This is a genomic window from Mesorhizobium sp. B2-3-7 (assembly GCF_006442695.1).
Classification (GTDB): Bacteria; Pseudomonadota; Alphaproteobacteria; order Rhizobiales; family Rhizobiaceae; genus Mesorhizobium.
Genome location: NZ_VFVV01000005.1, coordinates 307,752 through 332,143, shown reverse-complemented (window position 1 = coordinate 332,143; position 24,392 = coordinate 307,752). Strand labels below are relative to the sequence as shown.

Annotated in this window: 26 protein-coding genes; 23 read left to right on the top strand and 3 right to left on the bottom strand. The window is 61.1% G+C overall.

Annotated features, from left to right (window positions below; translation table 11 throughout):
• The 8 genes from tkt (at nt 1) to gph (ending at nt 8,040) form a co-directional block, all read left to right on the top strand.
• On the top strand, nt 1-2,010 hold the full coding sequence (gene tkt, locus FJ940_RS12910) for a transketolase (RefSeq protein WP_140557417.1): 2,010 nt from the start codon (nt 1-3) through the stop codon (nt 2,008-2,010).
• Nucleotides 2,011-2,021: 11 nt separating this feature from the next.
• Nucleotides 2,022-3,101, top strand: coding sequence for a class II fructose-bisphosphate aldolase (gene fba, locus FJ940_RS12905; protein WP_140515142.1), 1,080 nt, complete (start codon nt 2,022-2,024; stop codon nt 3,099-3,101).
• 21 nt (nt 3,102-3,122) lie between these two features.
• Nucleotides 3,123-4,616 (top strand): ribulose-bisphosphate carboxylase large subunit, encoded by a 1,494-nt coding sequence (locus FJ940_RS12900; RefSeq protein ID WP_140498217.1) that lies wholly within the window; start codon nt 3,123-3,125, stop codon nt 4,614-4,616.
• 18 nt (nt 4,617-4,634) lie between these two features.
• A complete protein-coding gene (locus FJ940_RS12895) occupies nt 4,635-5,069 on the top strand; it encodes a ribulose bisphosphate carboxylase small subunit (protein WP_140498220.1) in 435 nt (144 codons plus the stop codon).
• Nucleotides 5,070-5,076: 7 nt separating this feature from the next.
• Nucleotides 5,077-6,015, top strand: coding sequence for a CbbX protein (cbbX, locus tag FJ940_RS12890; RefSeq protein WP_140557415.1), 939 nt, complete (start codon nt 5,077-5,079; stop codon nt 6,013-6,015).
• A 61-nt stretch (nt 6,016-6,076) separates the two neighbouring features.
• Entirely contained in the window at nt 6,077-6,763 is a 687-nt protein-coding gene (gene rpe / locus FJ940_RS12885) for a ribulose-phosphate 3-epimerase (protein WP_140515139.1), read from the top strand.
• A gap of 21 nt (nt 6,764-6,784) precedes the next feature.
• Entirely contained in the window at nt 6,785-7,342 is a 558-nt protein-coding gene (locus FJ940_RS12880) for a thioredoxin family protein (RefSeq protein WP_140515138.1), read from the top strand.
• A complete protein-coding gene (gene gph, locus FJ940_RS12875; protein ID WP_140515137.1) occupies nt 7,339-8,040 on the top strand; it encodes a phosphoglycolate phosphatase in 702 nt (233 codons plus the stop codon). Before FJ940_RS12880 ends, gph begins: the two co-directional genes overlap by 4 nt.
• 48 nt (nt 8,041-8,088) lie before the next feature.
• Here gph and FJ940_RS12870 read toward each other — a convergent pair whose 3' ends face one another.
• On the bottom strand, nt 8,089-8,469 hold the full coding sequence (locus FJ940_RS12870) for a cytochrome c family protein (protein WP_140498230.1): 381 nt from the start codon (nt 8,467-8,469) through the stop codon (nt 8,089-8,091).
• Nucleotides 8,470-8,829: 360 nt separating this feature from the next.
• Here FJ940_RS12870 and FJ940_RS12865 point away from each other — a divergent pair, with 360 nt between their 5' ends.
• The 6 genes from FJ940_RS12865 (at nt 8,830) to FJ940_RS12840 (ending at nt 13,577) form a co-directional block, all read left to right on the top strand.
• On the top strand, nt 8,830-9,039 hold the full coding sequence (locus FJ940_RS12865) for a hypothetical protein (RefSeq protein ID WP_140498232.1): 210 nt from the start codon (nt 8,830-8,832) through the stop codon (nt 9,037-9,039).
• A gap of 31 nt (nt 9,040-9,070) precedes the next feature.
• Nucleotides 9,071-10,057, top strand: coding sequence for an ABC transporter substrate-binding protein (locus FJ940_RS12860; protein ID WP_140498234.1), 987 nt, complete (start codon nt 9,071-9,073; stop codon nt 10,055-10,057).
• A gap of 77 nt (nt 10,058-10,134) precedes the next feature.
• Nucleotides 10,135-10,881, top strand: coding sequence for an ABC transporter permease (locus FJ940_RS12855; RefSeq protein WP_224519073.1), 747 nt, complete (start codon nt 10,135-10,137; stop codon nt 10,879-10,881).
• The gene (locus tag FJ940_RS12850; RefSeq protein ID WP_140656766.1) at nt 10,850-11,590 is read left to right on the top strand and encodes an ATP-binding cassette domain-containing protein; all 741 of its coding nucleotides are present in this window, start codon (nt 10,850-10,852) and stop codon (nt 11,588-11,590) included. Before FJ940_RS12855 ends, FJ940_RS12850 begins: the two co-directional genes overlap by 32 nt.
• 34 nt (nt 11,591-11,624) lie before the next feature.
• A complete protein-coding gene (locus FJ940_RS12845) occupies nt 11,625-12,596 on the top strand; it encodes a quinoprotein relay system zinc metallohydrolase 2 (protein WP_140656735.1) in 972 nt (323 codons plus the stop codon).
• Nucleotides 12,597-12,713: 117 nt separating this feature from the next.
• The gene (locus FJ940_RS12840; protein WP_140515257.1) at nt 12,714-13,577 is read left to right on the top strand and encodes a quinoprotein dehydrogenase-associated SoxYZ-like carrier; all 864 of its coding nucleotides are present in this window, start codon (nt 12,714-12,716) and stop codon (nt 13,575-13,577) included.
• Between the two features lie 52 nt (nt 13,578-13,629).
• On the opposite strand, the gene FJ940_RS12835 is transcribed toward FJ940_RS12840, so the two are convergent.
• The gene (locus FJ940_RS12835; RefSeq protein WP_140498241.1) at nt 13,630-13,983 is read right to left on the bottom strand and encodes a hypothetical protein; all 354 of its coding nucleotides are present in this window, start codon (nt 13,981-13,983) and stop codon (nt 13,630-13,632) included.
• 686 nt (nt 13,984-14,669) lie between these two features.
• Between FJ940_RS12835 and FJ940_RS12830 the strand changes: the two genes are divergently transcribed.
• The 8 genes from FJ940_RS12830 (at nt 14,670) to pqqE (ending at nt 22,209) form a co-directional block, all read left to right on the top strand.
• Nucleotides 14,670-16,571 carry a methanol/ethanol family PQQ-dependent dehydrogenase gene (locus FJ940_RS12830; RefSeq protein WP_140498243.1) on the top strand — a complete coding sequence of 634 codons (1,902 nt, stop codon included), beginning with the start codon at nt 14,670-14,672 and terminating at the stop codon, nt 16,569-16,571.
• Between the two features lie 176 nt (nt 16,572-16,747).
• The gene (locus FJ940_RS12825; protein WP_140515133.1) at nt 16,748-17,272 is read left to right on the top strand and encodes a c-type cytochrome, methanol metabolism-related; all 525 of its coding nucleotides are present in this window, start codon (nt 16,748-16,750) and stop codon (nt 17,270-17,272) included.
• A complete protein-coding gene (locus tag FJ940_RS12820; RefSeq protein ID WP_140524717.1) occupies nt 17,244-18,137 on the top strand; it encodes a substrate-binding domain-containing protein in 894 nt (297 codons plus the stop codon). The genes FJ940_RS12825 and FJ940_RS12820 overlap by 29 nt, the downstream gene beginning before the upstream one ends.
• Nucleotides 18,134-18,694, top strand: coding sequence for a PQQ-dependent catabolism-associated CXXCW motif protein (locus tag FJ940_RS12815; RefSeq protein WP_140581044.1), 561 nt, complete (start codon nt 18,134-18,136; stop codon nt 18,692-18,694). The genes FJ940_RS12820 and FJ940_RS12815 overlap by 4 nt, the downstream gene beginning before the upstream one ends.
• Nucleotides 18,695-19,107: 413 nt before the next feature.
• Nucleotides 19,108-20,046 carry a pyrroloquinoline quinone biosynthesis protein PqqB gene (pqqB, locus tag FJ940_RS12805; protein ID WP_140498251.1) on the top strand — a complete coding sequence of 313 codons (939 nt, stop codon included), beginning with the start codon at nt 19,108-19,110 and terminating at the stop codon, nt 20,044-20,046.
• Nucleotides 20,043-20,801, top strand: a complete 759-nt coding sequence (gene pqqC / locus FJ940_RS12800) for a pyrroloquinoline-quinone synthase PqqC (RefSeq protein WP_140498254.1) — start codon at nt 20,043-20,045, stop codon at nt 20,799-20,801. Before pqqB ends, pqqC begins: the two co-directional genes overlap by 4 nt.
• The gene (gene pqqD / locus FJ940_RS12795; protein ID WP_140498256.1) at nt 20,798-21,091 is read left to right on the top strand and encodes a pyrroloquinoline quinone biosynthesis peptide chaperone PqqD; all 294 of its coding nucleotides are present in this window, start codon (nt 20,798-20,800) and stop codon (nt 21,089-21,091) included. The genes pqqC and pqqD overlap by 4 nt, the downstream gene beginning before the upstream one ends.
• Nucleotides 21,088-22,209, top strand: coding sequence for a pyrroloquinoline quinone biosynthesis protein PqqE (gene pqqE / locus FJ940_RS12790; protein WP_140498258.1), 1,122 nt, complete (start codon nt 21,088-21,090; stop codon nt 22,207-22,209). Before pqqD ends, pqqE begins: the two co-directional genes overlap by 4 nt.
• Before the next feature lie 9 nt (nt 22,210-22,218).
• On the opposite strand, the gene folP is transcribed toward pqqE, so the two are convergent.
• Nucleotides 22,219-22,995 (bottom strand): dihydropteroate synthase, encoded by a 777-nt coding sequence (gene folP / locus FJ940_RS12785; protein WP_246671017.1) that lies wholly within the window; start codon nt 22,993-22,995, stop codon nt 22,219-22,221.
• A 557-nt stretch (nt 22,996-23,552) separates the two neighbouring features.
• Between folP and FJ940_RS12780 the strand changes: the two genes are divergently transcribed.
• Nucleotides 23,553-24,392, top strand: coding sequence for a hypothetical protein (locus FJ940_RS12780; protein WP_140649820.1), 840 nt, complete (start codon nt 23,553-23,555; stop codon nt 24,390-24,392).

The following is a 24,392-nucleotide window of genomic DNA, read 5'->3' as shown; positions in this document are numbered from 1 at the left end:
ATGACCAGCCAAACAGCACTAAAGCCTGCCGCCACCGCCGTCGTCTCGGAGCTCGACATGGCGAACGCCATTCGCGTGCTGGCGATGGACAGCGTCCAAAAAGCGAATTCGGGACACCCCGGCATGCCGATGGGCATGGCCGATGTCGCAACGGTGCTGTTCAACCGCTTCATCAATATCGATCCTTCCAGGCCGGGCTGGCCCGACCGTGACCGTTTCGTGCTTTCAGCCGGCCATGGCTCGATGCTGCAATACGCGCTGCACTATCTGCTCGGCTATGAAGACATGCAGATCGAGGAGTTGCAGCGGTTTCGGCAACTGGGCAGCCGCACGGCCGGACATCCCGAATATGGCCACGCGCTTGGTGTCGAGACCACCACCGGCCCGCTCGGACAAGGCATTTCCACGGCGGTCGGAATGGCGCTGGCGGAGCGCATGCTTGCTGCCCGCTACGGTGCCGATCTGGTCAACCATCATACCTATGTGATTGCAGGCGACGGCTGCCTGCAGGAAGGCATCAGCCACGAGGCGATCGACCTCGCCGGCCACCTGAAGCTTTCCCGCCTGATCGTGTTCTGGGACGACAATGCGATCTCCATTGACGGGCCAACCTCCCTGTCCACGTCGATGGACCAGCCGGCGCGCTTCAAAGCCGCCGGCTGGGATGTCCAAACGGTCTCCGGCCACGACATGGAAGCTGTCGCCGCGGCTATCGAGGCGGCGCGGCAGTCGGATCGACCGTCGCTGATTGCCTGCCGCACTGTAATCGGCAAGGGCGCCCCCAATCTCGGCGGTTCGGAGAAGACGCATGGCGCGCCGCTGGGCGAAGCAGAGATCGCCGCGACCCGCGAGAACATCGGCTGGACCTTCGCGCCGTTCGAGGTGCCGGACGACGTGCTTTTCGCCTGGCGCGAAATTGCCGGCCGCGGCGAAGCGATGCGGGGCGCGTGGGAGCAGCGGCTTGCCGCCTCGCCGCAGCGAGAGGCCCTCGAGAACGCGGTCGCCGCCAGACTGCCCGACGCGGTCTTCGAAGCGCTCGATGCCTTTCGCCGAGAGCATGTCGAGAAGGCAACCAAGGTGGCAACGCGAAAAGCTTCCGAAATGGCGCTGGAGGTCATCAACGGCGCCACGGAATTGACCGTCGGCGGCTCGGCCGATCTGACGCACTCGAATCTGACGATCACCAAGGGCATGAACCGCATTGCGCCGAGCGACTATGCCGGCCGCTACATTCACTACGGCATTCGTGAACACGGCATGGCCGCCGCCATGAACGGCATCGCATTGCATGGAGGCTTCGTGCCCTATGGCGGTACGTTCCTCTGCTTCGCGGACTATGCGCGTGGTGCGATACGGCTCTCCTCGCTCATGGGCCAGCGCGTCATCTACGTGATGACGCATGATTCCATCGGCCTCGGCGAGGATGGCCCGACGCATCAGCCGGTCGAGCACCTGGCGATGCTGCGTGCCACGCCGAACCTCAATGTCTTTCGCCCAGCGGATATCATCGAAACGGCGGAATGCTGGGAACTTGCGCTGAAGAGCAGGGATCGGCCGAGCGTGCTGGTGCTGTCGCGCCAGAACCTGCCGATGCTGCGTGAGGCGCACAGCGACGCGAACCGCTCCAGCCAGGGCGCATACATCCTGCGCGAGCCAGCCAGGCACCGTGCCGTCACCCTGATCGCAACCGGCTCGGAGGTCGAGATCGCGGTTGCCGCCGCCGAAAGGCTGGAGACCGAGCATGGCGTCGCCGCCGCGGTCGTCTCGATGCCATGCTGGGAGCTTTTCGAGGAGCAGGAAAGCGCCACCCGCAAGGCCGTTCTCGGCTCCGCGCCGCGCGTCGCGGTCGAAGCGGCGGCCCGGCTGGGCTGGGACCGCTGGGTCGGCGAGACGGGCGCTGTCGTCGGCATGGCCGGTTTCGGCGCCAGCGCCCCTGCCCCCGATCTGTACCGGCATTTCAACATAACGTCCGAAGCGGTTGCTGCGGCGGCGCTGAAGCTCATCATCTAGGAGGACCCACAATGGCCCGCATCACCCTTCGCCAGCTTCTCGACCATGCCGCCGAGCACGGCTACGGCGTCCCTGCATTCAACATCAACAACATGGAACAGGGCCTCGCAATCATGGAAGCGGCCAAAGCCTGCGACGCGCCTGTCATCATCCAGGCCTCACGTGGGGCCCGGTCCTACGCCAACGACGTCATGCTGGCCAAAATGATGGAGGCATTGACTGAAATGCATCCGACCATTCCGCTGTGCATCCATCAGGACCACGGCAACGACGAGGCCACCTGCCTTTCCGCGATCCGCCACGGCTTCACCTCGGTGATGATGGACGGATCCCTGATGGCAGATGCCAAGACGCCGGCAAGCTATGCCTACAACGTCGCCGTAACCGAACGAGTCACACGCATGGCGCATTGGGTCGGGGCTTCCGTCGAAGGCGAACTGGGCGTGCTCGGATCGCTGGAAACCGGCCAGGGCGAGGCCGAGGATGGCCACGGCGCCGAGGGCGCGCTCTCCCACGACCAACTCTTGACCGATCCCGATCAGGCGGTCGACTTCGTGGCCGCAACCCAGGTGGACGCGCTGGCGATCGCCTGCGGCACCTCGCACGGCGCTTACAAATTTACCCGCAAGCCGGACGGCGACATACTGGCCATGCAGGTGATCGAGGCGATCCACGAGAAGCTACCCAACACGCATCTGGTCATGCATGGCTCTTCCTCCGTGCCACAGGAACTGCAGGACATCATCAACAAATATGGCGGCGAGATGCCCCAGACCTTTGGCGTCCCGGTGGAGGAAATCGAGCGCGGCATCCGCTACGGCGTGCGCAAGGTCAACATCGACACCGATTGCCGCATGGCCATGGCCGGGCAGTTCCGCCGCGTCGCGACGGAGAATCCGCGCGAGTTCGATCCCCGAAAATTCCTGAAGCCCGCCATGGACGCCTTGCACGATCTTTGCCGAGACCGCTTCGAGCGTTTCGGCACGGCGTCCAACGCCTCGAAGATCAAGGTCATCGCCATGGACGAGATGGCCAAACGCTATGCCGCTGGAAAACTCGCGCCCCATATCGCAACCGCGAAAGCCGCCTGAGCAACAAACAGGAGACCTGTCATGAACAAGATCGATATGCTGCCAGCGGGTACGCTCAAGGAAGGCAAGGAACGCTACAAGTCAGGGGTCATCCCTTACAAGAAGATGGGCTACTGGGAGCCGGACTACAGGCCCAAGGAGACCGATCTGATCGCGATGTTCCGGATCACGCCGCAACCCGGCGTCGACCACGAGGAGGCAGCGGCCGCCATCGCCGGTGAATCCTCAACCGCGACTTGGACCGTGGTGTGGACCGACAGGCTGACAGCCTGCGAGCTCTACCGCGCCAAGGCGTTCAGATCCGAGCCGGTTCCAAACACCGGTCCCGGCACCAAGACCGAGCAACAGTACTTCGCCTACATCGCCTACGACCTCGACCTGTTCGAGCCGGGCTCGATCGCCAACCTGACCGCATCGATCATCGGCAACGTGTTCGGCTTCAAGGCGGTCAAGGCGCTGCGACTGGAAGACATGCGTATCCCGGTCGCGTATCTCAAAACCTTCCAGGGACCCGCAACCGGCATCGTGGTGGAGCGTGAGCGGCTCGACAAGTTTGGCCGTCCGCTGCTCGGCGCGACGACGAAGCCGAAGCTCGGCCTGTCAGGCCGCAACTATGGCCGCGTCGTTTACGAGGCGCTGAAGGGCGGCCTCGACTTCGTCAAGGACGACGAAAACATCAACTCGCAGCCCTTCATGCACTGGCGCGACCGCTTCCTCTACTGCATGGAGGCGGTGAACAAGGCTTCAGCTGCCACTGGCGAGGTCAAGGGCCACTATCTCAACGTCACCGCCGGCACGATGGAGGAGATGTACGAGCGCGCCGAATTCGCCAAACAGCTTGGCTCCTGCATCATCATGATCGATCTCGTCATCGGCTACACGGCGATCCAGTCGATGGCCAAGTGGGCACGCCGCAACGACATGATCCTGCACCTGCACCGCGCCGGCAATTCGACCTATTCGCGCCAGAAGAACCACGGCATGAATTTTCGCGTCATCTGCAAATGGATGCGCATGGCCGGCGTCGACCATATCCACGCCGGCACTGTGGTCGGCAAGCTGGAAGGCGACCCGCTCATGATCAAGGGGTTTTATGACACGCTGCGCGAGGAGCGCACGCCGCAGAATCTCGAGACCGGGCTGTTCTTCGATCAGGACTGGGCCTCGCTCAACAAGGTGATGCCCGTCGCCTCGGGCGGTATCCATGCCGGCCAGATGCACCAGTTGATCCATTATCTCGGCGAGGACGTCATCCTGCAGTTCGGTGGCGGCACGATCGGCCATCCCGACGGCATCCAGGCGGGCGCGACGGCCAATCGCGTTGCATTGGAAGCGATGATCCTGGCCCGCAACGAGGGACGCGATTATTTGCGCGAAGGGACCAAAATCCTCGAACAGGCGGCCAAATGGTGCACGCCGCTGAAGGCTGCCCTGGAGACCTGGAAGGATGTCACCTTCAACTATGAATCGACCGACACGGCCGATTTCGTGCCAACCGCAACGCCCAGCTTCTAGAAGAAAGGAACCGTCGCCATGATGACCAATCCGGGAAACAAGGTCACGCAGGGACAGTTCTCGTTCCTGCCCGACCTGACCGATGAGCAGATTTCGGCGCAGATCAAATATGCGCTGAAGAACCACTGGGCCGTCAGCGTCGAGTACACGGACGATCCGCATCCGCGAAACACCTATTGGGAAATGTACGGCAACCCGATGTTCGATTTGAGAGACCCGGCGGGCATCCTGCTCGAAGTCAACGCTTGCCGGAAAGCCTGTCCGAACATGTATGTCCGGGTAACCGCCTTCGATTCGACCAAGGGATGGGAAGCGCCGCGCATGTCGTTCATCGTCAACCGGCCACCCAGCGAACCCGGGTTCCGGCTGCTGCGCCAGGAGCGTGACGGCCGCAGCCAGGGTTATTCGATCGTGCCTTATGCGACCGACAGGCCCGAGGGCGAGCGGAGCTAGCTGAGCCATGCTGGACACGATAGCAAAGGGCGCTGGCGCTCAGGACGAATCGGTTGATCTGCAGGCCGAGTTCGAAGCGTCCAACATCGACGAGGTGATGGACAAGCTCGATCGCGAACTCATTGGCCTGAAGCCAATCAAGAACCGCATCCGCGAGATCGCGGCTCTTCTCCTGGTCGACCGGCTTCGCCGCAAGTTCGGGCTGACCTCGGGCGCACCGACGCTGCATATGAACTTTACGGGAAATCCGGGCACGGGCAAGACCACCGTGGCGCTGAGGATGGCCGAAATCCTGCATCGACTCGGCTATGTCCGCGAAGGCCACCTGGTCGCGGTGACGCGCGACGATCTCGTCGGCCAGTATGTGGGCCACACCGCACCCAAGACGCGCGACGTGATCAAGCGTGCCATGGGCGGCGTGCTTTTCATCGACGAGGCCTATTACCTCTACAAGCCCGAGAACGAACGCGACTACGGCCAGGAATCGATCGAGATCCTGCTGCAATGCATGGAAAATAATCGTGACGACCTGGTCGTGATCCTTGCCGGCTACAAGAACAAGATGGATCGTTTCTTCGACAGCAATCCCGGCATGCGTTCGCGCATCGCCCACCACCTCGATTTTCCCGACTACGGCGTCAGCGAGCTGAAATCGATCGCCGAGATCATGCTGGCGGAGCAGAATTATCGCCTCAGCGAGGCGGCCGCCCAGGCCCTCGAAGAGTATCTTCCGATCCGAATGAGGCTGCCGCATTTCTCCAACGCGCGCTCGGTGCGCAATGGGCTGGACCGGGCGCGGCTTCGCCAGGCCAATCGGCTTTTCGCATCGCGAAGCCGTGCCCTGACCAAGGCAGACCTTATTACCATCGAGGAATCCGATATCCGCGGCAGCCGCGTATTCGCGGAAGGGAAGCTCGAAGGCGAACCGGAGACGAAGACGCGCTGAGGGCGAAGCCGGCTGGCGGGCGGCGACCCGACACGGAAGACAGAAATTGGAGACGACGACCATGGTCACCAGGACAATCATCGCGCCCTCCGTGCTTTCCGCGGATTTCTCGCGGCTCGGCGACGAGGTCGAAGCTGTCGTTCAGGCGGGCGCCGACTGGATCCATCTCGACGTGATGGACGGGCATTTCGTGCCCAACATCACCTTCGGTCCGCCGGTCATCAAGGCGATCCGTGGTCGAACGGACAAGATCTTCGACTGCCATCTGATGATCGCGCCGGCCGACCCCTATCTGGCCGCCTTCGCCGATGCCGGTTGCGACATCATCACGGTGCATGCCGAGACTGGACCGCATCTCGACCGCTCATTGCAGGCGATCAGGAATCTTGGCAAGAAGGCCGGGGTGTCGCTCAATCCGTCGACGCCGGAGAGTGTCATCGAGTATGTGCTCGACCGGCTCGATCTGGTGCTGCTGATGACGGTCAATCCAGGCTTCGGCGGCCAGGCTTTCATTTCAGCGGTCGTCGAGAAAGTCAGACGGATCAAGGCTTTGGTTGGCCATCGCCCGATTGACATCGAGATCGACGGCGGAGTCACGGCCGAGACCGCCCCGCTGGTCACCGCGGCTGGCGCCAACGTACTGGTCGCCGGTTCGGCTGTATTCAAGGGAGGCACCGAGGCAGCCTATCGTGCCAATATCGGCGCCATCAGACAGGCGGCCGATGGCGCGATCCGGAAAGCCGCGTAAACCGTTGTCGGGGAGACGAACATGGCTGCGGTCCCACCTGTATGCGATTTCGGCTGGCCCGCCATCGATGCCGTTTTGCCCGGCGTCGACGGCACGTCGCATTCCATCTTCGGTCACGCCGGCCCGAATGGCCTGGTCGTGGCCTTCATCTGCAATCACTGCCCTTATGTGAAGGCCGTGATCTCTCGCATCGTGCGCGACGCCAATGACCTCAAGGCCGAAGGTATCGGCTTCGTCGCCATCAACTCCAACGATGCCGACACCTACCCGGACGATTCCTTCGACCACATGAAGCGCTTCGCCGTGACGAACGGCTTCAGCTTCCCTTACCTGCACGACGAGGCCCAGACTGTAGCGCGCGACTACTCAGCGGTGTGCACTCCCGATTTCTTCGGGTTCAACAGCGAACTGAGACTGCAATATCGCGGCCGGCTGGACGCGTCGCGACGCGAATCCGGACCGCTCGGGCTGCGACGCGATCTGTTCGAGGCGATGAAGCAGGTTGCTCGAACCGGCGATGGTCCGTTCGACCAGATCGCCTCGATCGGCTGCTCGATCAAGTGGAAGGATGCTGCATGAATGTCGGCGCAGGTAGGTCGCTTCGACCGCCGAAGGCGATCCTGTTCGACCTCGACGGCACACTGGTCGATTCGGCGCCTGATATAGCGGCCGCCGTCAACGAGTTGCTGGCCAGCCGCGATCTGCCGCCGTTGCGCCTGGACCAGGTCAAGGCCATGATCGGTGGCGGCGTCAGGAAATTGATCGAGCGGGCCTTCGCGGCGTCGGGAGCGCCGCTCGTCGGCAACGCGCTCGATGAGGCCAACCGCGTCATGGCGCCGATCTACAGCCGACATCTGACCGGCCTGACAAGACTGATGCCTGGCGTCAGGGAGGTTCTCACACACTTCTACGCGAAGGGAATGGCCATGGGCGTCGCGACCAACAAACCGCAGTTGGCGACTCGCGAGATCCTGCTGCATTTCGGACTGACGGAATATTTCCGTGCGATCATTGGCGGAGACGCGGTGACATGCCTGAAACCCGCGCCCGATGCTCTGCTGCTGGCGCTCGCCCAGCTTGGAGTCGACCCCTGTGACGCGCTGCTGGTCGGAGACAGTGGTGCCGATGCAGGCGCCGCGCGCGCCGCCGGCATGCCCGTCATTCTGCTGCGCGGCGGATACACCCATTTTCCGGTTGAAGAGCTTGGCGCCGACCAGGTTTGCGACAGCCTTTTCGACCTGCCTGCGGCGATGCAGGGGCTGCAAGCCGGTGCTTGATCGGGGCGAACGCCGGCCGGACGCAAGTTCGAACGGCCGGCGGCGCCGCTATTTCGAGAATTGCTTCAAATAGGCGATGACGTTGGCGATGTCTTGGTCCTGCTTGAGGCCGACGAACGCCATCTTCGTTCCTTTGACCATGGCCTTGGGATCGCGAAGGTAAGTCGTCAGCGTGGGTTCGTCCCATTTGACGCCGGACTTGCCTGCCGCGACCATCGCTTGGGAGTAACTGAACCCCGGGTGTGTGCCAGCCGTCCGGCCGATGACGCCGTTCAACGACGGGCCGACCTTGTTCTTGTCCTGGTCGGCGACATGGCAGACCTTGCATTTGGCGAAGACCTTCTCACCCGCCGCGGCATCCTGTGCCTGGGATTGGCTTGTGATGAAGGACACAGCAAACACGACTGCGAAAAATGCGATTGCGCGCATGGCATTTCCTCATGGATCGTCTGGGTGCCCTGGACGATTTTGCGCATGCCGATCTTTCATCCATTGACATGCACCTTACGCGGTGGAGTGGAGTATCCGCTTTCCCTTTGTGAAGCGGCGCCGCGCGAATCGAAAAGCTAGTTGGCGTGGGGTGAAAGTCAATCGTATAAAGGTATAGAGGCTTGGGTACCCAGGGTACCGGTATTCGTCTTTGTTGACGGCTATCGGGCGAATGCGTAGCTTCAAGACATCCGGTTTCTCCACTGGCACCTCGGGAATCCGGCAACTGGCGATTTTGTCCAGGCTCCTCATTGGGCCGGACCAGTCGAGACAGGCGTCCCGGAGCGCAAGAGGTGCTAAATGGATATGGTCGATCTCATATTAACGGTGTGCCTCAGCACCAATCCGGGCAATTGCCGAGACGAACACCTCTATTTCGAGAGCCGCGGCTCTCTGCTCCAATGCATGTTCCTTGCACCCAGCGAGATCGCGAAATGGTCTCAGGAACACCCGGCCCTCAAGGTCATGCGCTGGAAATGCGCCTTTCCGAGCAAGGAACGAGCGATCTGATTGACGTCCTGGAGCCCAGGGAGGAGGTGTCATGATGATTTCACGGCGCAACACGCTGCGTCTGGCGGTTCTCGGCACGGTCGCTGCTCTTGCCGCAAGGCCTGTCTTTGCAGCAGCCAGGATTCGCGTTGGTGTCCTGAAGTTTGGAACCGTGAGTTGGGAACTCGACACGTTGAGGCAACACAAATTCGATGTGGCGAACGGGATCGATCTGGAGATCATCGATTTCGCCGGGGAGGACGCGACCAACGTCGCCTTGCTGGCCGGTGCGATCGACATGATCGTCTCCGACTGGTTGTGGGTCTCGCGCCAACGGTCGGAAGGCGGCGACCTCACATTAGCCCCCTATTCGACCGCTGTGGGGGCGATCATGGTGAAGGAGGGGTCGCCGATCCGGACGGTCGCCGACCTCAAGCACAGGAAGATCGGCGTCGCCGGCGGCCCGCTCGACAAGAGCTGGCTCCTGATACAGGCTCTGACCAGACGCGACTACGGGGTCGACCTGTTGGCAACCAGCGACATCATCTTTGGCGCGCCACCGCTGATTTCGGAAAAGGCCATGCAGGGCGAACTCGATGCGGTGCTGAATTTCTGGCATTTTTGCGCCCGTCTCGAGGCCAACGGCTTTCGTCGATTGATGGGCGTGAACGATGCGGCGCGTGCGCTCGGCGCCTTGGGACCTGTGTCGGCACTCGGTTACGTCTTCCACGACCAATGGGCGAACGAGAACCCGGAGGCCGCCAGGGGCTTCGTCAGGGCCTCCGCGCAAGCCAAGGACCTGCTGGCCAGATCCGACGAGGAGTGGCTGCGCCTGGCGCCGATCATTCGCGCGGAAGGCAAAGAACTGGAAAAACTGCGCGACCGCTACCGCCAAGGCATCCCCAGGCGGGCGGTCGCCGAGGAAGCGGCCGACGCCGGCAAGCTCTATCACGTGCTGGCGGCGATCGGTGGCGCGAAGCTGGTCGGCAGCGCGCCCGAGATGGCGCCCGGCACATTCTGGCAGGACCGCACGGAATGACCGCACCGGAAACCAGCAACGGCACGCGAGGTGCCCCGACGAGCATGTCCGGGCGATCCAGCTTGGCGACAACGCTGATGCCCGCGCTGACCGTGGCGGTTTCCTTGCTCGGGCTTTGCCTGCTGTGGAGCCTTGCGGCGAGTGTCTGGCGGAGCCGTGCCCTCCCGGGGCCGGGACAGGTCTGGCAGGTGCTCCTCAGGGAGGCTGCGAGCGGCGACCTCTTCTATCATCTCGGCGCGACCCTCGGCCGGGTCGCCGCGGCATATATCGTCGCGATGATCATAGGATCGGTCATCGGCGTTTTGCTCGGCAGCTATCGTCGCGCCGACCGCTTTTTCAACCCATGGGTAATTCTGTTCCTCAACATCCCGGCGCTGGTGGTCATCGTCCTCGGCTACATCTGGTTCGGCCTCAACGAGGCGGCGGCGATCGGCGCGGTAGCGGTGAACAAAATCCCGAATGTCGTGGTGACGATGCGTGAGGGCGCCAGGGCGCTTGATCCGAGCTACGCCGAAATGGCCACTGTCTATCGCTTCGGTCCTCTCGATCGCATCCGCCACATCCTGCTGCCGCAATTGCAACCCTATCTTGCCGCCGCGTCACGATCCGGCATCGCCCTCATCTGGAAGATCGTCCTGGTCGTCGAACTGCTCGGCCGGTCGAACGGCGTCGGCTTCCAGATCCATCTCTATTTCCAGCTCTTCGACGTCGCCGCCATTCTTGCCTACACACTGGCTTTCGTGGCGGTGATGCTCGTCATCGAACTTCTTCTGGTGCAACCCGTTGAACGACATGCAACCCGTTGGCGCCGTCGTCCCGCTTAGGGTCGATATCGCTGAAAAGACTTTCAGGTCCGCGCAAGGCGTCTCGATCACGGCGCTTCAGGACCTTTCCTTCGAGGTCCGGCAAGGCGAATTCGCCTGCTTGCTGGGACCGTCGGGCTGCGGCAAAACCACGACGCTGCGTATCCTGCTTGGGTTGGACAAGGATTTTTCCGGATCCTTCCAGTTGCCGCAAGGAGGCTCCAACCGCATTGCGGCCGTGTTCCAGGAGCCGATCTTGCTGCCGTGGCGAACGGTGGAGCAGAATGTCAGGCTGGCCTTGCCGAAAAGCTTGAGAACGAAGAACCTCGACGATCTGTTTGAAACTCTCGGCCTCGCCGGCATGCGCTCGCTCTATCCTGCGGAACTGTCGCTCGGCCTTGCGCGCAGGGCAGCACTTGCCAGGGCCTTCGCTACCGAGCCGGCGATGCTTGTCCTGGACGAACCGTTTGTCTCGCTCGACCACCAGACCGCCGAGCGGCTTCGTCACCTGCTTCTGTCGGTGTGGTCGGCACGGCCTACGACCGCCTTAATGATAACGCACGATCTGCGCGAGGCGCTGATGCTGTCGGATCGCATCATCGTGCTCGCGCCGCGACCAGCACATGTGCTGGGCGTGTTCGACGTGCGGTTGCCTCGGCAACATCGCAATTCACAGGTGATGAGCGACCTTCTGCGGTCGTTCCGGCAAAGGTTCCCGGGCGTCACCTGAACGCCCTGATGGCGAATGCATATCGGAGGACCCCATGTCGATTGATCGGCTACGACGCAGGGTTGTGAGTGGGTTTGCCTGCACCGCCGTCAGTGCTGCCTTGCTGCCGTGCTGCCTCGGACGAGCCGCCTTGGCCGCGGCCGGCGGCCTGCGGTTCTCGGTCCGCCAAATCGCCGACGGCGTCTTCGCCTTCCAGGGCGTGGATGAATTGATGACTACAACCAACGACGGTGCGATCTGCAATCTGGGGGTCGTCGTCGGCACCGATGCAGTTGCCGTCGTCGACAGTGGCGGCAGCCTGACCGAGGCGCACGCCTTGCTCGCCGCGATCGGAAAGATAACCGCAAAACCGGTTCGCTTCCTGATCAACACCCACATGCATCCCGATCACATTTTCGGCAATGCGGCATTCCGGGAGATCGGCGCGACCATTGTTGGCCATCGCAATTTGCCGCGTGCCCTCGAGGCGCGTGGTGCGTTCTATCTGCACAATTATCGCGAACAGGTCGGCGAAGCGCTTATGAACGGAGTCGAGATCGTTTCGCCGGCGATGCTGGTCGATGATCGCCTGGAACTCGATCTCGGGGGGCGCATGCTCGAACTGCGGGCATGGAAGGCTGCGCACACCGACAACGACCTGACCGTCTTCGACCCCGAGACCAGCACGCTCTTTGCCGGCGATCTCGTGTTCATGGGCTCCTTGCCGACGCTCGACGGATCGCTGCTTGGCTGGCTCCGCCAGATGGATGCGCTCGCCGCGATCAGCGCCGCGCGCGTCGTTCCGGGTCATGGTCCGGTGCCGGCCGACTGGCCGCAGGCGCTGTCAGGAGAACGGCGCTATTTCGAGATTCTGGCGCGCGATATCCGCAAGGCGATCGCCGACGGGACGCCGCTCCGAGAGGCCGTCAAAACCGCCGCCGGAAGCGAACGGGGCAAATGGCACCTGTTCGACGACTACAATGAGCGCAACGCAACGGCTGCTTTTGCTGAACTCGAATGGGAATAGACCACACCGACATGCGCCAGAGATCATGAAGTGGGGCGATTTGCCAACGCGTCGTCAAAGGCATATTCTAAACGCCAGCCTGGGCACCACCTCTGTTGCATTGGTGGAGGCATCGAAATGCAAAATCACGCTTACGCGAGCAGGCAGTTCGCCTTGTCGCTTGCACCATTCTTGGCCGCAATCATCTTGACCATCGGTACGCTGTTCGGCGTCTCCTCAGCCGCCAACGCACAGCAAACAACGGCTTCTTCGGAGAAGATCTGGGAAGACTTGAAAGGCGACGTGTTCGGCGACCGAGCTATTCTGGTCGATACCGGCGTGGTCAGGATCGAAGCGCCAAAGCGGGCGCAAGATGCCGCCATCGTGCCTGTCGACATCTATGTCGACCCAGCCAAGGCGCCGGACGGCATCAAATCCGTGACCTTGATCATCGACGCCAATCCTGCGCCGGTGGCGGCAACGTTCCAGATCGGCAAGGACGCCGGGGTGACACATCTGTCGACACGCGTGCGCGTCAACGATTATTCCTATTTGCGTGCCATAGCGGAGACTCAAGGCGGCCAACTCCACATGGCTCAGACCTTCGTCAAGGCGTCAGGCGGCTGCTCCGCCCCTGCGGTCAAGAACCAGGACGAGGCCATGGCGACGATGGGGCAGATGAAGTTGCGCCAGTTCCCACCCCAAGAGACGATGAGCAAGGCAGAGGAGTTGCAGTTGATGATCCGCCACCCGAACAATTCGGGCCTGCAGCGGGATCCACTGACCCAGTATTTCATTCCCGCGCATTTTGTTCAGAAGCTGTCGATCTCGCAGGCCGGCCGGCCGATCCTCTCGATGGAAGGTGGAATATCGATTTCGGAAGACCCCAATTTCCGATTCGATTTCACGGCGCACGGCAATGGTGAAATCCAGGTCGAAGCGATCGACACGGATGGCAAGGTATTCCGCAATCAGTGGCCGCTGGAGAAAACGGGGCTCTGAAGTCTCGAAATACGGTATGCCGCACTGCCACCGCGATGGGCACGCTTGATCTTTAGAAGCAACGCACGTCGGCTTCAGACTGCGCACGCTTCAGCTCTGTACGGGCTGCCTTCGCCGGTGCGCTTTCCCGAAACAGCCCCGCGTTTTCCCCCGTCGTCAAAGACATGCTCTTGAAGGTCTCGGCCGTCTCATAGTGGTCGTAGGGAAGGATCGAGGCGATGACGTCGATCGAGCAGGAACAGCTTTCCAGCGCCTGACGCGTCTGGCCGTTCGTTCGCATGCAGCCGAGCACGTAGTCGACAACCGTTACTGTGGGATAGTCTCCCGCAGCACCTGCCGGGTTTGCGATGGCCAGTGTCGCGGTGAAGAGCAGCGGCAAGGTCGAGAATCCAACATATCTGATCATGAGAAACCTCCGGTTGGTCCGGGTTCGATGCGCCCGGACGAGATCGGCGTGCCAGTTGGCAACGCGCCGTAAAGCCAGTCAAGCACCCATGGGTTCCGTATACGACCAAAGGAGGAAAGGGCTGTCCACGAGCGATAGCTATGGATGACGACTTGATCACCGGCTCCGCGCCCAGGCTCCTACGACCGCTTCGCATCTCGCTCAATACCGGGCAACGGCGAGACTTTTTACATGCCATCCAAGATGGGCAGTGATAAACATTAGCAAATAACCCTGGTGTATATTAAAATCAAAAGATCGCCCGTAAGACTATCTTAATACCGTTCTCGGTCTCCACGGAGGCGTAAAACACTTCATATTAAGTTTGTAGTTCTGTTCATTTCTACATATTGCAGTGCATCATTTAGAATATTGCGGTGCAACAATGCACTAGGCCTTTTTTGCTTGCCTAGCCTTTTGGGATGACATAGCCTTTCCCTGTTTCCGGCTTCAAGGGCGTCACCGTCATTAGGGAGCGGCGACAGTCTTTCGTAGGCCAAAGTGAGATGGGCAGTAACGGTGCCCTCTGCACATCTGGCTTAGGTCGTGACACGCTGCCGGAAATATTTCCCCCCCGTGAATCGCTTGGGCGAGCCCTTGTGGGCCTGACAGTCGATTCATCACTGTGAACCCCGGGAGGAATTCGGATGCGTGTACTTACGAAAGCTACGTATATTCTAACCACTGCGGCGTTTCTGTCGCTCGGCGCGGCCTATACGGCGTCGGCCAACGAGGATCTTGCAAAGCTCGCTTCGGATGCGAAGAACTGGGCGATGCAGACGGGTGACTACGCCAACACCCGCTATTCCAAACTCAACCAGATTACTGCGGATAATGTGAAGAACCTGCAGGTCAAATGGACCTTTTCCACCGGCGTGCTGCGCGGGCATGAGGGTGGACCGCTGATCATCGGCGATGTGATGTATGTCCATACGCCCTTCCCAAACAATGTCTTTGCGCTCGACCTCAAGAATGACGGGAAGATCCTCTGGAAATACGAGCCCAAGCAGGATCCGAATGTCATTCCGATCATGTGTTGCGATACGGTCAATCGCGGTGTTGCCTATGGTGACGGCAAGATCATTCTCAATCAGGCCGACACCACGGTCGTCGCCCTCGATGCAAAGACCGGCAAGGTCGTCTGGTCGGTCAAGAATGGCGACATGACCGACGGCGGCAAAGGCGAATCCGGCACGGCTGCCCCCGTCGTGGTCAAGGATAAGGTACTCATCGGCGTGTCCGGCGCCGAATTCGGCGTTCGCGGCTGGCTGGCCGCCTACAATCTGAAAGACGGCAAACTTGCCTGGAAAGCCTATTCGGAAGGTCCCGACGCCGACACCCTGATCGATCCCGAGAAAACCACCCAGCTGGGCAAGCCGGTAGGCAAGGATTCCGGCACCAACACCTGGGAAGGCGAGCAATGGAAGACAGGCGGCGGCACGACATGGGGATGGTATTCCTATGATCCCAAGCTGAACCTGGTCTACTACGGCACCGGCAATCCCTCGACATGGAACCCGGTCCAACGGCCTGGCGACAACCGCTGGTCAATGACGATCATGGCCCGCGATGCCGATACCGGTGTTGCCAAATGGCTCTACCAGATGACCCCGCATGACGAATGGGACTATGACGGCATCAACGAGATGATCCTCGTCGACGGCATGGAGGTCAATGGCGCCAAACACGACGTGCTGGTGCATTTCGATCGTAATGGTTTCGCCTACACCATGGATCGCGCCACCGGCGAGCTTCTCGTCGCCAAGAAATACGATCCAGCGGTGAACTGGGCGACGGAAGTCGTCATGGACCCAAAGAGCGAACAGTATGGTCGCCCGCAGGTCGTGGCGAAATATTCGACCCAGCAGAACGGCGAAGACACCAACTCGACGGGTATTTGCCCGGCGGCGCTTGGAACGAAGGATCAACAGCCAGCTGCCTATTCGCCGAAAACCGGCCTGTTCTATGTTCCGACCAACCATGTCTGCATGGACTATGAGCCGTACAAGGTAAGCTACACCGCCGGTCAGCCTTATGTTGGCGCCACAGTGTCGATGTACCCGGCACCTGGCGGCGACGGCAGCATGGGCAACTTCATTGCCTGGGATGCGGCCAAGGGCGAGATCGTCTGGTCGAAGCCTGAGAAGTTCTCCGTGTGGTCGGGCGCGTTGGCGACAGATGGCGACGTCGTCTTCTACGGCACGCTCGAAGGCTACATCAAGGCGGTCGATAAGGACGGCAAGGAACTTTACAAGTTCAAGACCCCGTCCGGCATCATCGGCAACATCACCACGTACGAGCATGACGGCAAGCAGTACATCGCCGTTCTGTCCGGCGTCGGTGGGTGGGCAGGTATCGGTCTGGCAGGCGGTCTGCTTTCGCCTGACAACGCTGCTGCCTGGCATGGCGCCGTCGATCAGGGCCGTGCGCAAGGCGATCAGTCCGCGGTCGTTGGTACCGCTGGCCTGGGTGCCGTCGGCGGCTACGCGGCACTTGCGGACTATACGACGCTGGGCGGTCAGCTCACCGTCTTCGGTCTCCCGGACTGACGGGCGGGGAACCTTAAGCACGCCTCAGGTCTTGTTGGACCGGAGGTTTGAAAAACGAGAGCCCGGATCATCCGAAACCATGGCCGGGCTCTCGATGCGGTTGCACCCCCGACACACCGATCAATGCCGGCCACGGCAGCAAAACCGTGTCCACGGCAAATGAAGGAAGCGTTTGAATGTCCGTTCGCATTGTAATTTCGGCTTTCGTCCTGGCTCTGCTGCCTCTGGCAAGCTCAGGCGTGGCGTGGGCCGAGGACAGCATGGAAAAAGCCAAGGCGGTGAAGCAAGAAGGCGGCAAGTATTTGGATGCGGATGGAAATCCGACCTACAAGATCGAGAACGGAACCGTCGACTGGTACACGTTCAGCGGCTACCGCCGGTATCACTCCGATTGCCATGTCTGTCACGGACAGGATGCGACAGGTTCGAGCTACGCGCCGGCCCTGGTCAACAGCTTGAAAACCATGGACTACGCCACGTTCCTCTCGATCGTCGCCGAGGGCCGCAAGAATGTCGGCGGCGGCAAGGAAAACGTCATGCCTGCCTTTGGCGACAACAAGAACGTCTATTGCTACCTGGACGATCTCTATGTCTACCTGCGCGCGCGCGCCGATGGTGCGGCGCCACGCGGCAGGCCGCCCAAGCACGAAGACAAGCCGCAGGCGGCGAAGGATGCCGAAGCATCCTGCATGGGCGGATGACATGAACGGCTGCGGTGCATTGAAGCTGCGCGTCGTTCTGCCGATTCTCGGCGCACTGGCCTTGTTGCCATCGAACGCGCAGGCGCAAGGCGCCGGCCTCGGCGCGGCGGGAGAACTGGTCGATCCCGACATTCTGCGCGTCTGCGCCGATCCTTCGAATATGCCCTTCACCGACAAGAGCGGCGAAGGCTTCGAAAACAAACTCGCCGAACTGGTAGCCGCGAAAACCGGACGGAAGTCCGTCGCCTATACCTGGTTTCCACTTGTCACCGGCTTCGTTCGCAACACGCTGGGAGCGAACCGATGCGACATCATCATGGGCTATGCCCAAGGCGATGAACTGGTGCAGAACACCAACGCCTATTATCGCTCCACATATGTGCTGGTCTACCCGAAGGGCAACGATATGGAGGGCGTCGAAACGATCGAGGATCCCAAACTCACGGGCAAGACGATCGGGGTTGTCGAGCGCACGCCGCCAACCGCCAACATGGCCGCCAACAAGCTTCTGCGGACCGCCAAGATCTATCCGCTTGCGGTGGATACGCGTGTCACCCCCTCCATGGGGGAGGTCATGATCAAGGACATGCTGGCCCACAAGATCGACGCGGCGGTCCTGTGGGGACCGATGGCAGGCTACTATGCCAAGCAACTTGGAGCCGATGTGGCGATTGTTCCGCTGGTAAAGGAAAAAACCGGCTCGCGCATGTCCTACCGCATCACCATGGGCGTACGTCCGTCCGACCAGGAATGGAAGCGGACGCTCAACCGGGTGATCAGGGAAAACCAGGCGGAGATCAACAGGCTCCTGCTGAGTTACAACGTGCCGCTGATCGATGAACACGACAATCCGATCACCCAATGAAGGGAAAGGAGGCTGTTTTTTTGCTGGTCGCTGCGAGCCTTATGGGTCTGGCCGAACCGACGCGGGCTGGCGAGATCGCCGAACCCAGGGGGTACCGGATGGACGACTATCGGGCGCCGGTGCCGCCGACGCTGCAAGGCGCCAGGGTGGTGACGACGGCGGAAGCTGAAGCGCTGTGGCGAGCGAAGAAAGCAGTCTTCTTCGACGTGATGCCGAACACGCCCAAGCCGACCAATTTGCCGGCAGGAACGATATGGAGAGACAAGGTTAGAAAGGACATTCCAGGCAGTACATGGCTGGCCAACGTGGGATACGGCGCTATTTCGCAAGAGACCACCAGCTATTTTCGCCAAGGCCTCGAAGCCAAGGCCGGCACGGACAAATCGCGAGCGATTCTGTTCTATTGCATGACGAATTGCTGGATGTCCTGGAATGCCGCCAAACGGGCGATCGAGTGGGGCTACAGTTCGGTAATCTGGTATCCACTCGGCGCTGATGGGTGGGAAGGTGCAAATCTTCCGCTGGAGGTGAAAAGACCATATGAAACGAGCAATTGAAGGAAGGTTTTGCTATTATTCCCGGTAGTTTTGCTTTTCGATTTTTCAAAACCTACTTTTTCGTTTGTCCATTTTGAGACGTGATGGACGAGCCATTGCTTCGGTGCCCTGCAATGGTTGGCTAACAACAGGGATCGGTCCCTTCGGACTGGTATAAGAGGAGAAATGTCATGAAGAAGAACTGGAAAAAACCGACCATGTGCCAGGTTGCTGCGGGCATGGAAATTTCTCGGTATCTGCCTGCCGAAATTACTCCCAAGAGGTAGGCCGCAGAGGTGCGTGTCCCTGGCAACAGGGGCACGCATCCCCGCAAGGGTTTTGGCGAAAGGTTTTGACGCGTGTAGGGCGCGCGCGGCACTTTTCAGGGCTGCAAATTGCCTGCTGGTCAGAGAAGCCGCGGGGCGGGCGTTTTCATGCATTTGAGGATCATCGGATCGGCGGCAGGCGGCGGCTTTCCGCAATGGAATTGTAATTATCGTCTCAGTCGTGCGGCCCGCTCCGGGATGGCTGGCGTGCATTCACGAACCCAATCAAGTGTCATCGCTTCGACGGATGGCGTCGGCTGGGTTCTTTTCAATGCCTCACCCGACATTCGCCAGCAGATCGCGGCAACGCCAGAGTTGCAACCTGCGCGCGACGCGCCGCTGCGTTCGACGCCTATCCGCGCGGTGGTGCTGACCAATGCCGATGTCGATCATATCGCCGGACTGCTCAGCCTGCGCGAGCGGCAGCCTTTCGCCATCTATGCAACGGCGCAGGTTCTGGCGACGCTGGAGGCGAATTCGATTTTCAACGTTCTCGATCCGGCGGTCGTGCCGCGGCGCATCCTGCCGACAGCGAAAGAATTGGTCATCTGCGATGCGGAAGGCAGCGAGACCGGCGTGATGATCGAGAGCTTTCCGGTGCCTGGAAAGATAGCACTCTATCTGGAGGACAAAGACCATCCGGATGCCAATTTCAGCTCCGACGCCGGTGACACGATTGGAGTCCGAATTGCGGGTATCGGCAGCCGCGATTCTGTCTTCTACATCCCGGGCTGCGCGCGCATCGATGCGACGCTGCGCGCGCGTCTTTGCGATGCAGCCTGTCTTCTGTTCGACGGCACTGTCTACACCGACGACGAGATGATCGTCGCCGGCGTCGGTCAGAAAACCGGCGCGCGCATGGGGCATCTGGCGATTTCGGGAGACGCGGGTTCGATCGCCAGCCTGGCCGATGTGAGGCTGGGCCGCCGCGTCTTCGTCCATATCAACAACACCAATCCGATCCTTGACGAGAATTCGGCCGAACACGCGGCGGTCAAGGCGGCAGGCTGGGAAGTCGCAGGCGACGGCATGGAGATGGAATTTTGAACGATTTCCGCGATGCGGCCAAAGGCGGCCTGTCCACGAGCGATCTCGAAGCCGTGCTGAGGCAGGTCGGCGCCGAGCGCTACCACAATCATCATCCCTTCCATCACAGGATGACCAGCGGCGCGCTGTCGAAGGCCGAGATGAAGGCCTGGGCGCTGAACCGTTATTGCTACCAGGCTGTCATCCCGCGCAAGGATGCCATGATCCTCGCACATGCCGAGGATCCGGCGTTTCGCGCCGCCTGGCGCAAACGTATCGAAGACCATGATGGCGAGGACGGCTGGAGCGGCGGTATCGCGCGCTGGCTGCATCTGGCAACCTCACTCGGTCTGGACGCCGAGGCCGTGAAGAGCGAAAGGCTGGCACTGCCGGCGACACGGTTCGCCGTGGGGGCCTACCTCTCCTTTTGCACCAACCGGACGCTGTTCGAGGCGGTCGCGTCGTCGCTGACCGAGATGTTCTCACCGCTTATCATCGGCGAGCGCGTACCGGCGATGCTGGCCAAATACGATTATATCACCGAGGATACGCTGGCCTATTTCAAGCAACGGCCCGAACAAGCCTCGCGCGACGCCGACTTCGCCCTCACCTACGTGCTCAGCCATGCTGATACGGCGGAACGCCAGCAGCAGGCAATAGATGCGCTGGTGTTCAAATGCGATATACTCTGGGCCATGCTTGATGCGCTTCAACACGCCTATGGCGAGCCGGGAAACATACCGCCCGGCGCCTTCCGCCCCGAGGCAGCCCCATGATGCTGCGCGAAAGAGCCTTGGTGTCGCTGCGATCGATACCCTTCCTGCCGAAGCACGTGCGCATACAGTACGATTCCGTGCGGCAGGCGTTCGCCGTGCTTTCACCGGAGAGAATATTCTGGCCGAACGATATCAGCCTCGACATATTGCGGCGCTGCGACGGACGGTCCACGGTCGGCGAAATCATCGCCGGCCTTGCCACGGATTATGAGGCCGAGGAGGAGGCCGTGGCGGCCGACGTCATCGCCTTCCTGCAAGAGTGGTCGGACAAGCTGCTGGTGAAGCTATGAACACGCCCCTCCTCCCTCCTATCGGCATGCTGGCGGAACTGACACATCGCTGCCCGCTGCAATGTCCTTATTGCTCCAACCCGCTCGAATTGCAGAAGGCCAATCGCGAACTCGACACACAGACCTGGCTCAGCCTGTTCTCGGAGGCCGCCGATCTCGGTGTTCTGCAGGTGCATCTGTCAGGCGGTGAGCCGACGCTGCGCCGCGACCTCGAGCAATTGATCGCCGGACTTTCAGCGCGCGGCGTCTATACAAATCTGATTACCGCGGGCGTCGGCATCGCCGAAGGCCGCATCGAAGCATTTGCCGAAGCCGGGCTCGACCATCTGCAATTGAGCTTTCAGGGCGCACGGCCTGAGACCACCGAACGCATCGGCAACCACAAAGGCAGCCACGACAAGAAGCTGGAGACGGCACGCCGCGCGCGAGCTGCCGGCTTGCCTCTCACCATCAACGCGCCGATCCATCGCCATAACATCGAGGAGGTACCGGAGTTCATCGATCTTGCCCTTTCGCTGGACGCGGAGAGGCTCGAGATCGCCAACGTCCAGTACGCTGGCTGGGCTTTGATCAATCGCGATCAGCTGATGCCCGAGCGTGCAGCAGTCGACCGGCAGGCGGAAATCGTTGCGGAAGCACGCGAGCGGCTGGCCGGCATTATCAACATCGATTTCGTGACACCGGATTATTTCGCCATCTACCCCAAACCGTGCATGGGTGGCTGGGCGCGTGACGCGTTCATGGTGGCGCCTGACGGCACCGTGCTGCCGTGCCATGCCGCGCAGACGATCCCGTCGCTCAGCTTCGAGCGTTTCAAACCACACACCCTCTCCTCGATCTGGGCCGATTCGCCGGCGTTCAATGCCTTCCGCGGCACGGACTGGATGCAGGAACCCTGTCGCGGCTGTGAACGACGCGAGATCGACTGGGGCGGTTGCCGCTGCCAGGCGATGGTGATCGCCGGCGATGCCGCCGCAACGGATCCGGCTTGCGCGAAGTCGCCGATCCACGCGCGCATGGCGATGCTGATCGACGAAGCCAAGCGTACCGCGACAGTTCCTTCGGAGGACGAACCATTCACCTACCGGCGTATCGGCGTCGTGACCGAGCCCGCCTGACAGGTTCTTTCATTCCGCCGTATTCTCGCGCTCGCGCACTGCGTCGGCGAAAGCCAGGGCATCGCGATTGATCCCGACATTGTGCACACGAAAAATCGAAGCACCCTTCAACCGCAGGATGACGCTGGTTGCAGCTGTGCCAACGTCCCGCCCTTCGTCGCTGTCGCCGACCAGGTGATGGGCAAGCCGCTTGCGCGAGGTGCCGACGAGCCATGGAAAACCAAGAGCGCGCAGTTCGCCGAAGCGAGCCATGAGTTCAAGGTTCTCCTCTCCGCTCTTGGCGAAAGCGAAGCCTGGGTCCAGCACGATGCAGTCGTCCGGAATGCCGGCGTTGCGAGCGATCTCCAGCGATCTGTTCAGAAACAGGAACTGGTCGGCGATTACATCGGCCAATTTTTCCCGGTCGCGCCCGGTGTGCATGATGACGAGGCCAGCGCCGGCTTCCGCTGCGACGTGCGCAATGTCGGGTTCGCGCTGCAGGCCGTGTACGTCGTTGACGATATGTGCACCCGCCGCGACCGCGAGACGCGCCGTCTCGGCCCGATAGGTGTCAACCGAAACGATGCAGTCGCCGTCCGACGACAGCGCCTCGATGATCGGGAGGATACGCGATTGTTCCTCAAGCGCCGAAACGCTGCCGGCGCCGGGCCTGGTGGACTCACCCCCGACATCAATGATCGCCGCGCCCTCGCCGATCATACGCCGTGCCTGTTCGAGTGCCCGCTCCGGCCGATCGAATTCTCCACCGTCGGAAAAACTGTCCGGCGTAACGTTCAAGATCCCCATCAGTAACGATCTCGCACCAAGATCGAGATACCGTCCATGAGCAAGTTGCCAACGGTTCATCGGGCGAGCGCGGCGAGCATCGACGCCACGCCTCCCTGGTGATCGCTCGGACATAGTCTGCCGGGTGCATTCTCGCGAGGGATGCTGAGCTCCATGCCACGCAATACCGCAGTTGGTGTCGTGGTCATCGTCATTGTGGAATTCGCGTCGTATTCGATCTTTCGGTCGCCCAGGCTATCATAACCCCACAGTGCGAGAAGCGAATGTTCGGGCGCCGCAGGGTGTGCGAAAGCCGCCGAGGAAGGAACCACGGAGATGGCAATGGCAATTTCGATTTTCGGCTGGTGTCGTCAGTTCGGGCCAGAGATTAACGGAGCCATCGCTGCATAGGCGTCTGCCTCAATGAGTATGGACGGATTCACTCATGCGCAATATGTATGAGGATTAAGCCTGCCGTGGCGCTCACATTTTTGCCCGCGTCGCTAAGGCAAGTAATGCTCGTTCAATGACGCTGCTAACGCCGCCCGCCTAAGTGTCGATATCAGGGGATCTGGTCAATGACCGACAACAAGTCAGACGTTACCAAGGATTGGCAAGCGACGCAGGGCCAGAAGTCCTCCGCCACGCGTCTTCGTCTTTTCGCCGCACTCTCGTGGATCGTCGCCATTGGCGGCGAAATCTACGGGATTATGCTGCTTCGCCAGAACAAATTCGATCAGGCACACCTGCCGCTGATCATCGGCCTTCTGGTCGGCATCGCGATTTTCGCAATCGCCGGCAACTTGCTGTGGAAGGCGGCGAACAGGCATGATCCGGCCCGTGCATCCGACACGGCCAGGTTCTTCTTCCAAAACCAGCTCGGCGCAATCATCACGCTGATTGCCTTTCTCCCGCTGGTTTTCCTCATCCTCACCGACAAAAACATGGACCCGCGGACCAAGAAGGTTGCCGGCGGCGTCGGCGCTGCGCTGGCCGTGCTCGCGACGGTCATGGGAATCAGCTTCAAAACCCCGTCGGTCGAACAATACACCCAGGATATGAACGCATGCGCAGCCCAGATCAAGTCGGGGCAGCCCACCACTGCCTGTTCGCCCGACGTCGCCGCTCAGGCGCAGGCGATCGCCACGGACACCGCCGCGGTGGCGGCGGCGACGCGAGACGCGAGCCACCCCGCAGGTCAGGACGTCGTCTACTGGATCGCGCCCGAAAACGGAGCCGCGAAGTCCACCGAGCCGCATGTTTTCCACCTCTGCGCAGGCGTGAGTCCGCTGAAGGACAAGACCGTGAATAGTGGCTCCGTGACGGAAGCCTACGCACAGAACGCCGTCCGCATCACGAAGCAGATCGATATGGAACAGAAGCAGTGCGGGTTCACTGCCACAACCAGCACCAACTGA

Coding starts and splice junctions, on each gene's coding strand:
- pqqB (WP_140498251.1), top strand. CDS start 19,108: ATGCATTTGAGGATCATCGGATCGGCGGCAGGCGGCGGCTTTCCGCAA.
- FJ940_RS12880 (WP_140515138.1), top strand. CDS start 6,785: ATGGCTGCGGTCCCACCTGTATGCGATTTCGGCTGGCCCGCCATCGAT.
- FJ940_RS12900 (WP_140498217.1), top strand. CDS start 3,123: ATGAACAAGATCGATATGCTGCCAGCGGGTACGCTCAAGGAAGGCAAG.
- tkt (WP_140557417.1), top strand. CDS start 1: ATGACCAGCCAAACAGCACTAAAGCCTGCCGCCACCGCCGTCGTCTCG.
- FJ940_RS12820 (WP_140524717.1), top strand. CDS start 17,244: ATGCCGAAGCATCCTGCATGGGCGGATGACATGAACGGCTGCGGTGCA.
- FJ940_RS12845 (WP_140656735.1), top strand. CDS start 11,625: ATGTCGATTGATCGGCTACGACGCAGGGTTGTGAGTGGGTTTGCCTGC.
- FJ940_RS12830 (WP_140498243.1), top strand. CDS start 14,670: ATGCGTGTACTTACGAAAGCTACGTATATTCTAACCACTGCGGCGTTT.
- rpe (WP_140515139.1), top strand. CDS start 6,077: ATGGTCACCAGGACAATCATCGCGCCCTCCGTGCTTTCCGCGGATTTC.
- FJ940_RS12780 (WP_140649820.1), top strand. CDS start 23,553: ATGACCGACAACAAGTCAGACGTTACCAAGGATTGGCAAGCGACGCAG.
- FJ940_RS12855 (WP_224519073.1), top strand. CDS start 10,135: ATGCCCGCGCTGACCGTGGCGGTTTCCTTGCTCGGGCTTTGCCTGCTG.
- FJ940_RS12860 (WP_140498234.1), top strand. CDS start 9,071: ATGATGATTTCACGGCGCAACACGCTGCGTCTGGCGGTTCTCGGCACG.
- pqqE (WP_140498258.1), top strand. CDS start 21,088: ATGAACACGCCCCTCCTCCCTCCTATCGGCATGCTGGCGGAACTGACA.
- fba (WP_140515142.1), top strand. CDS start 2,022: ATGGCCCGCATCACCCTTCGCCAGCTTCTCGACCATGCCGCCGAGCAC.
- gph (WP_140515137.1), top strand. CDS start 7,339: ATGAATGTCGGCGCAGGTAGGTCGCTTCGACCGCCGAAGGCGATCCTG.
- FJ940_RS12870 (WP_140498230.1), bottom strand. CDS start 8,469: ATGCGCGCAATCGCATTTTTCGCAGTCGTGTTTGCTGTGTCCTTCATC.
- FJ940_RS12835 (WP_140498241.1), bottom strand. CDS start 13,983: ATGATCAGATATGTTGGATTCTCGACCTTGCCGCTGCTCTTCACCGCG.
- cbbX (WP_140557415.1), top strand. CDS start 5,077: ATGCTGGACACGATAGCAAAGGGCGCTGGCGCTCAGGACGAATCGGTT.
- FJ940_RS12850 (WP_140656766.1), top strand. CDS start 10,850: ATGCAACCCGTTGGCGCCGTCGTCCCGCTTAGGGTCGATATCGCTGAA.
- FJ940_RS12840 (WP_140515257.1), top strand. CDS start 12,714: ATGCAAAATCACGCTTACGCGAGCAGGCAGTTCGCCTTGTCGCTTGCA.
- FJ940_RS12825 (WP_140515133.1), top strand. CDS start 16,748: ATGTCCGTTCGCATTGTAATTTCGGCTTTCGTCCTGGCTCTGCTGCCT.
- FJ940_RS12895 (WP_140498220.1), top strand. CDS start 4,635: ATGATGACCAATCCGGGAAACAAGGTCACGCAGGGACAGTTCTCGTTC.
- FJ940_RS12865 (WP_140498232.1), top strand. CDS start 8,830: ATGGATATGGTCGATCTCATATTAACGGTGTGCCTCAGCACCAATCCG.
- FJ940_RS12815 (WP_140581044.1), top strand. CDS start 18,134: ATGAAGGGAAAGGAGGCTGTTTTTTTGCTGGTCGCTGCGAGCCTTATG.
- pqqD (WP_140498256.1), top strand. CDS start 20,798: ATGATGCTGCGCGAAAGAGCCTTGGTGTCGCTGCGATCGATACCCTTC.
- folP (WP_246671017.1), bottom strand. CDS start 22,995: ATGGGGATCTTGAACGTTACGCCGGACAGTTTTTCCGACGGTGGAGAA.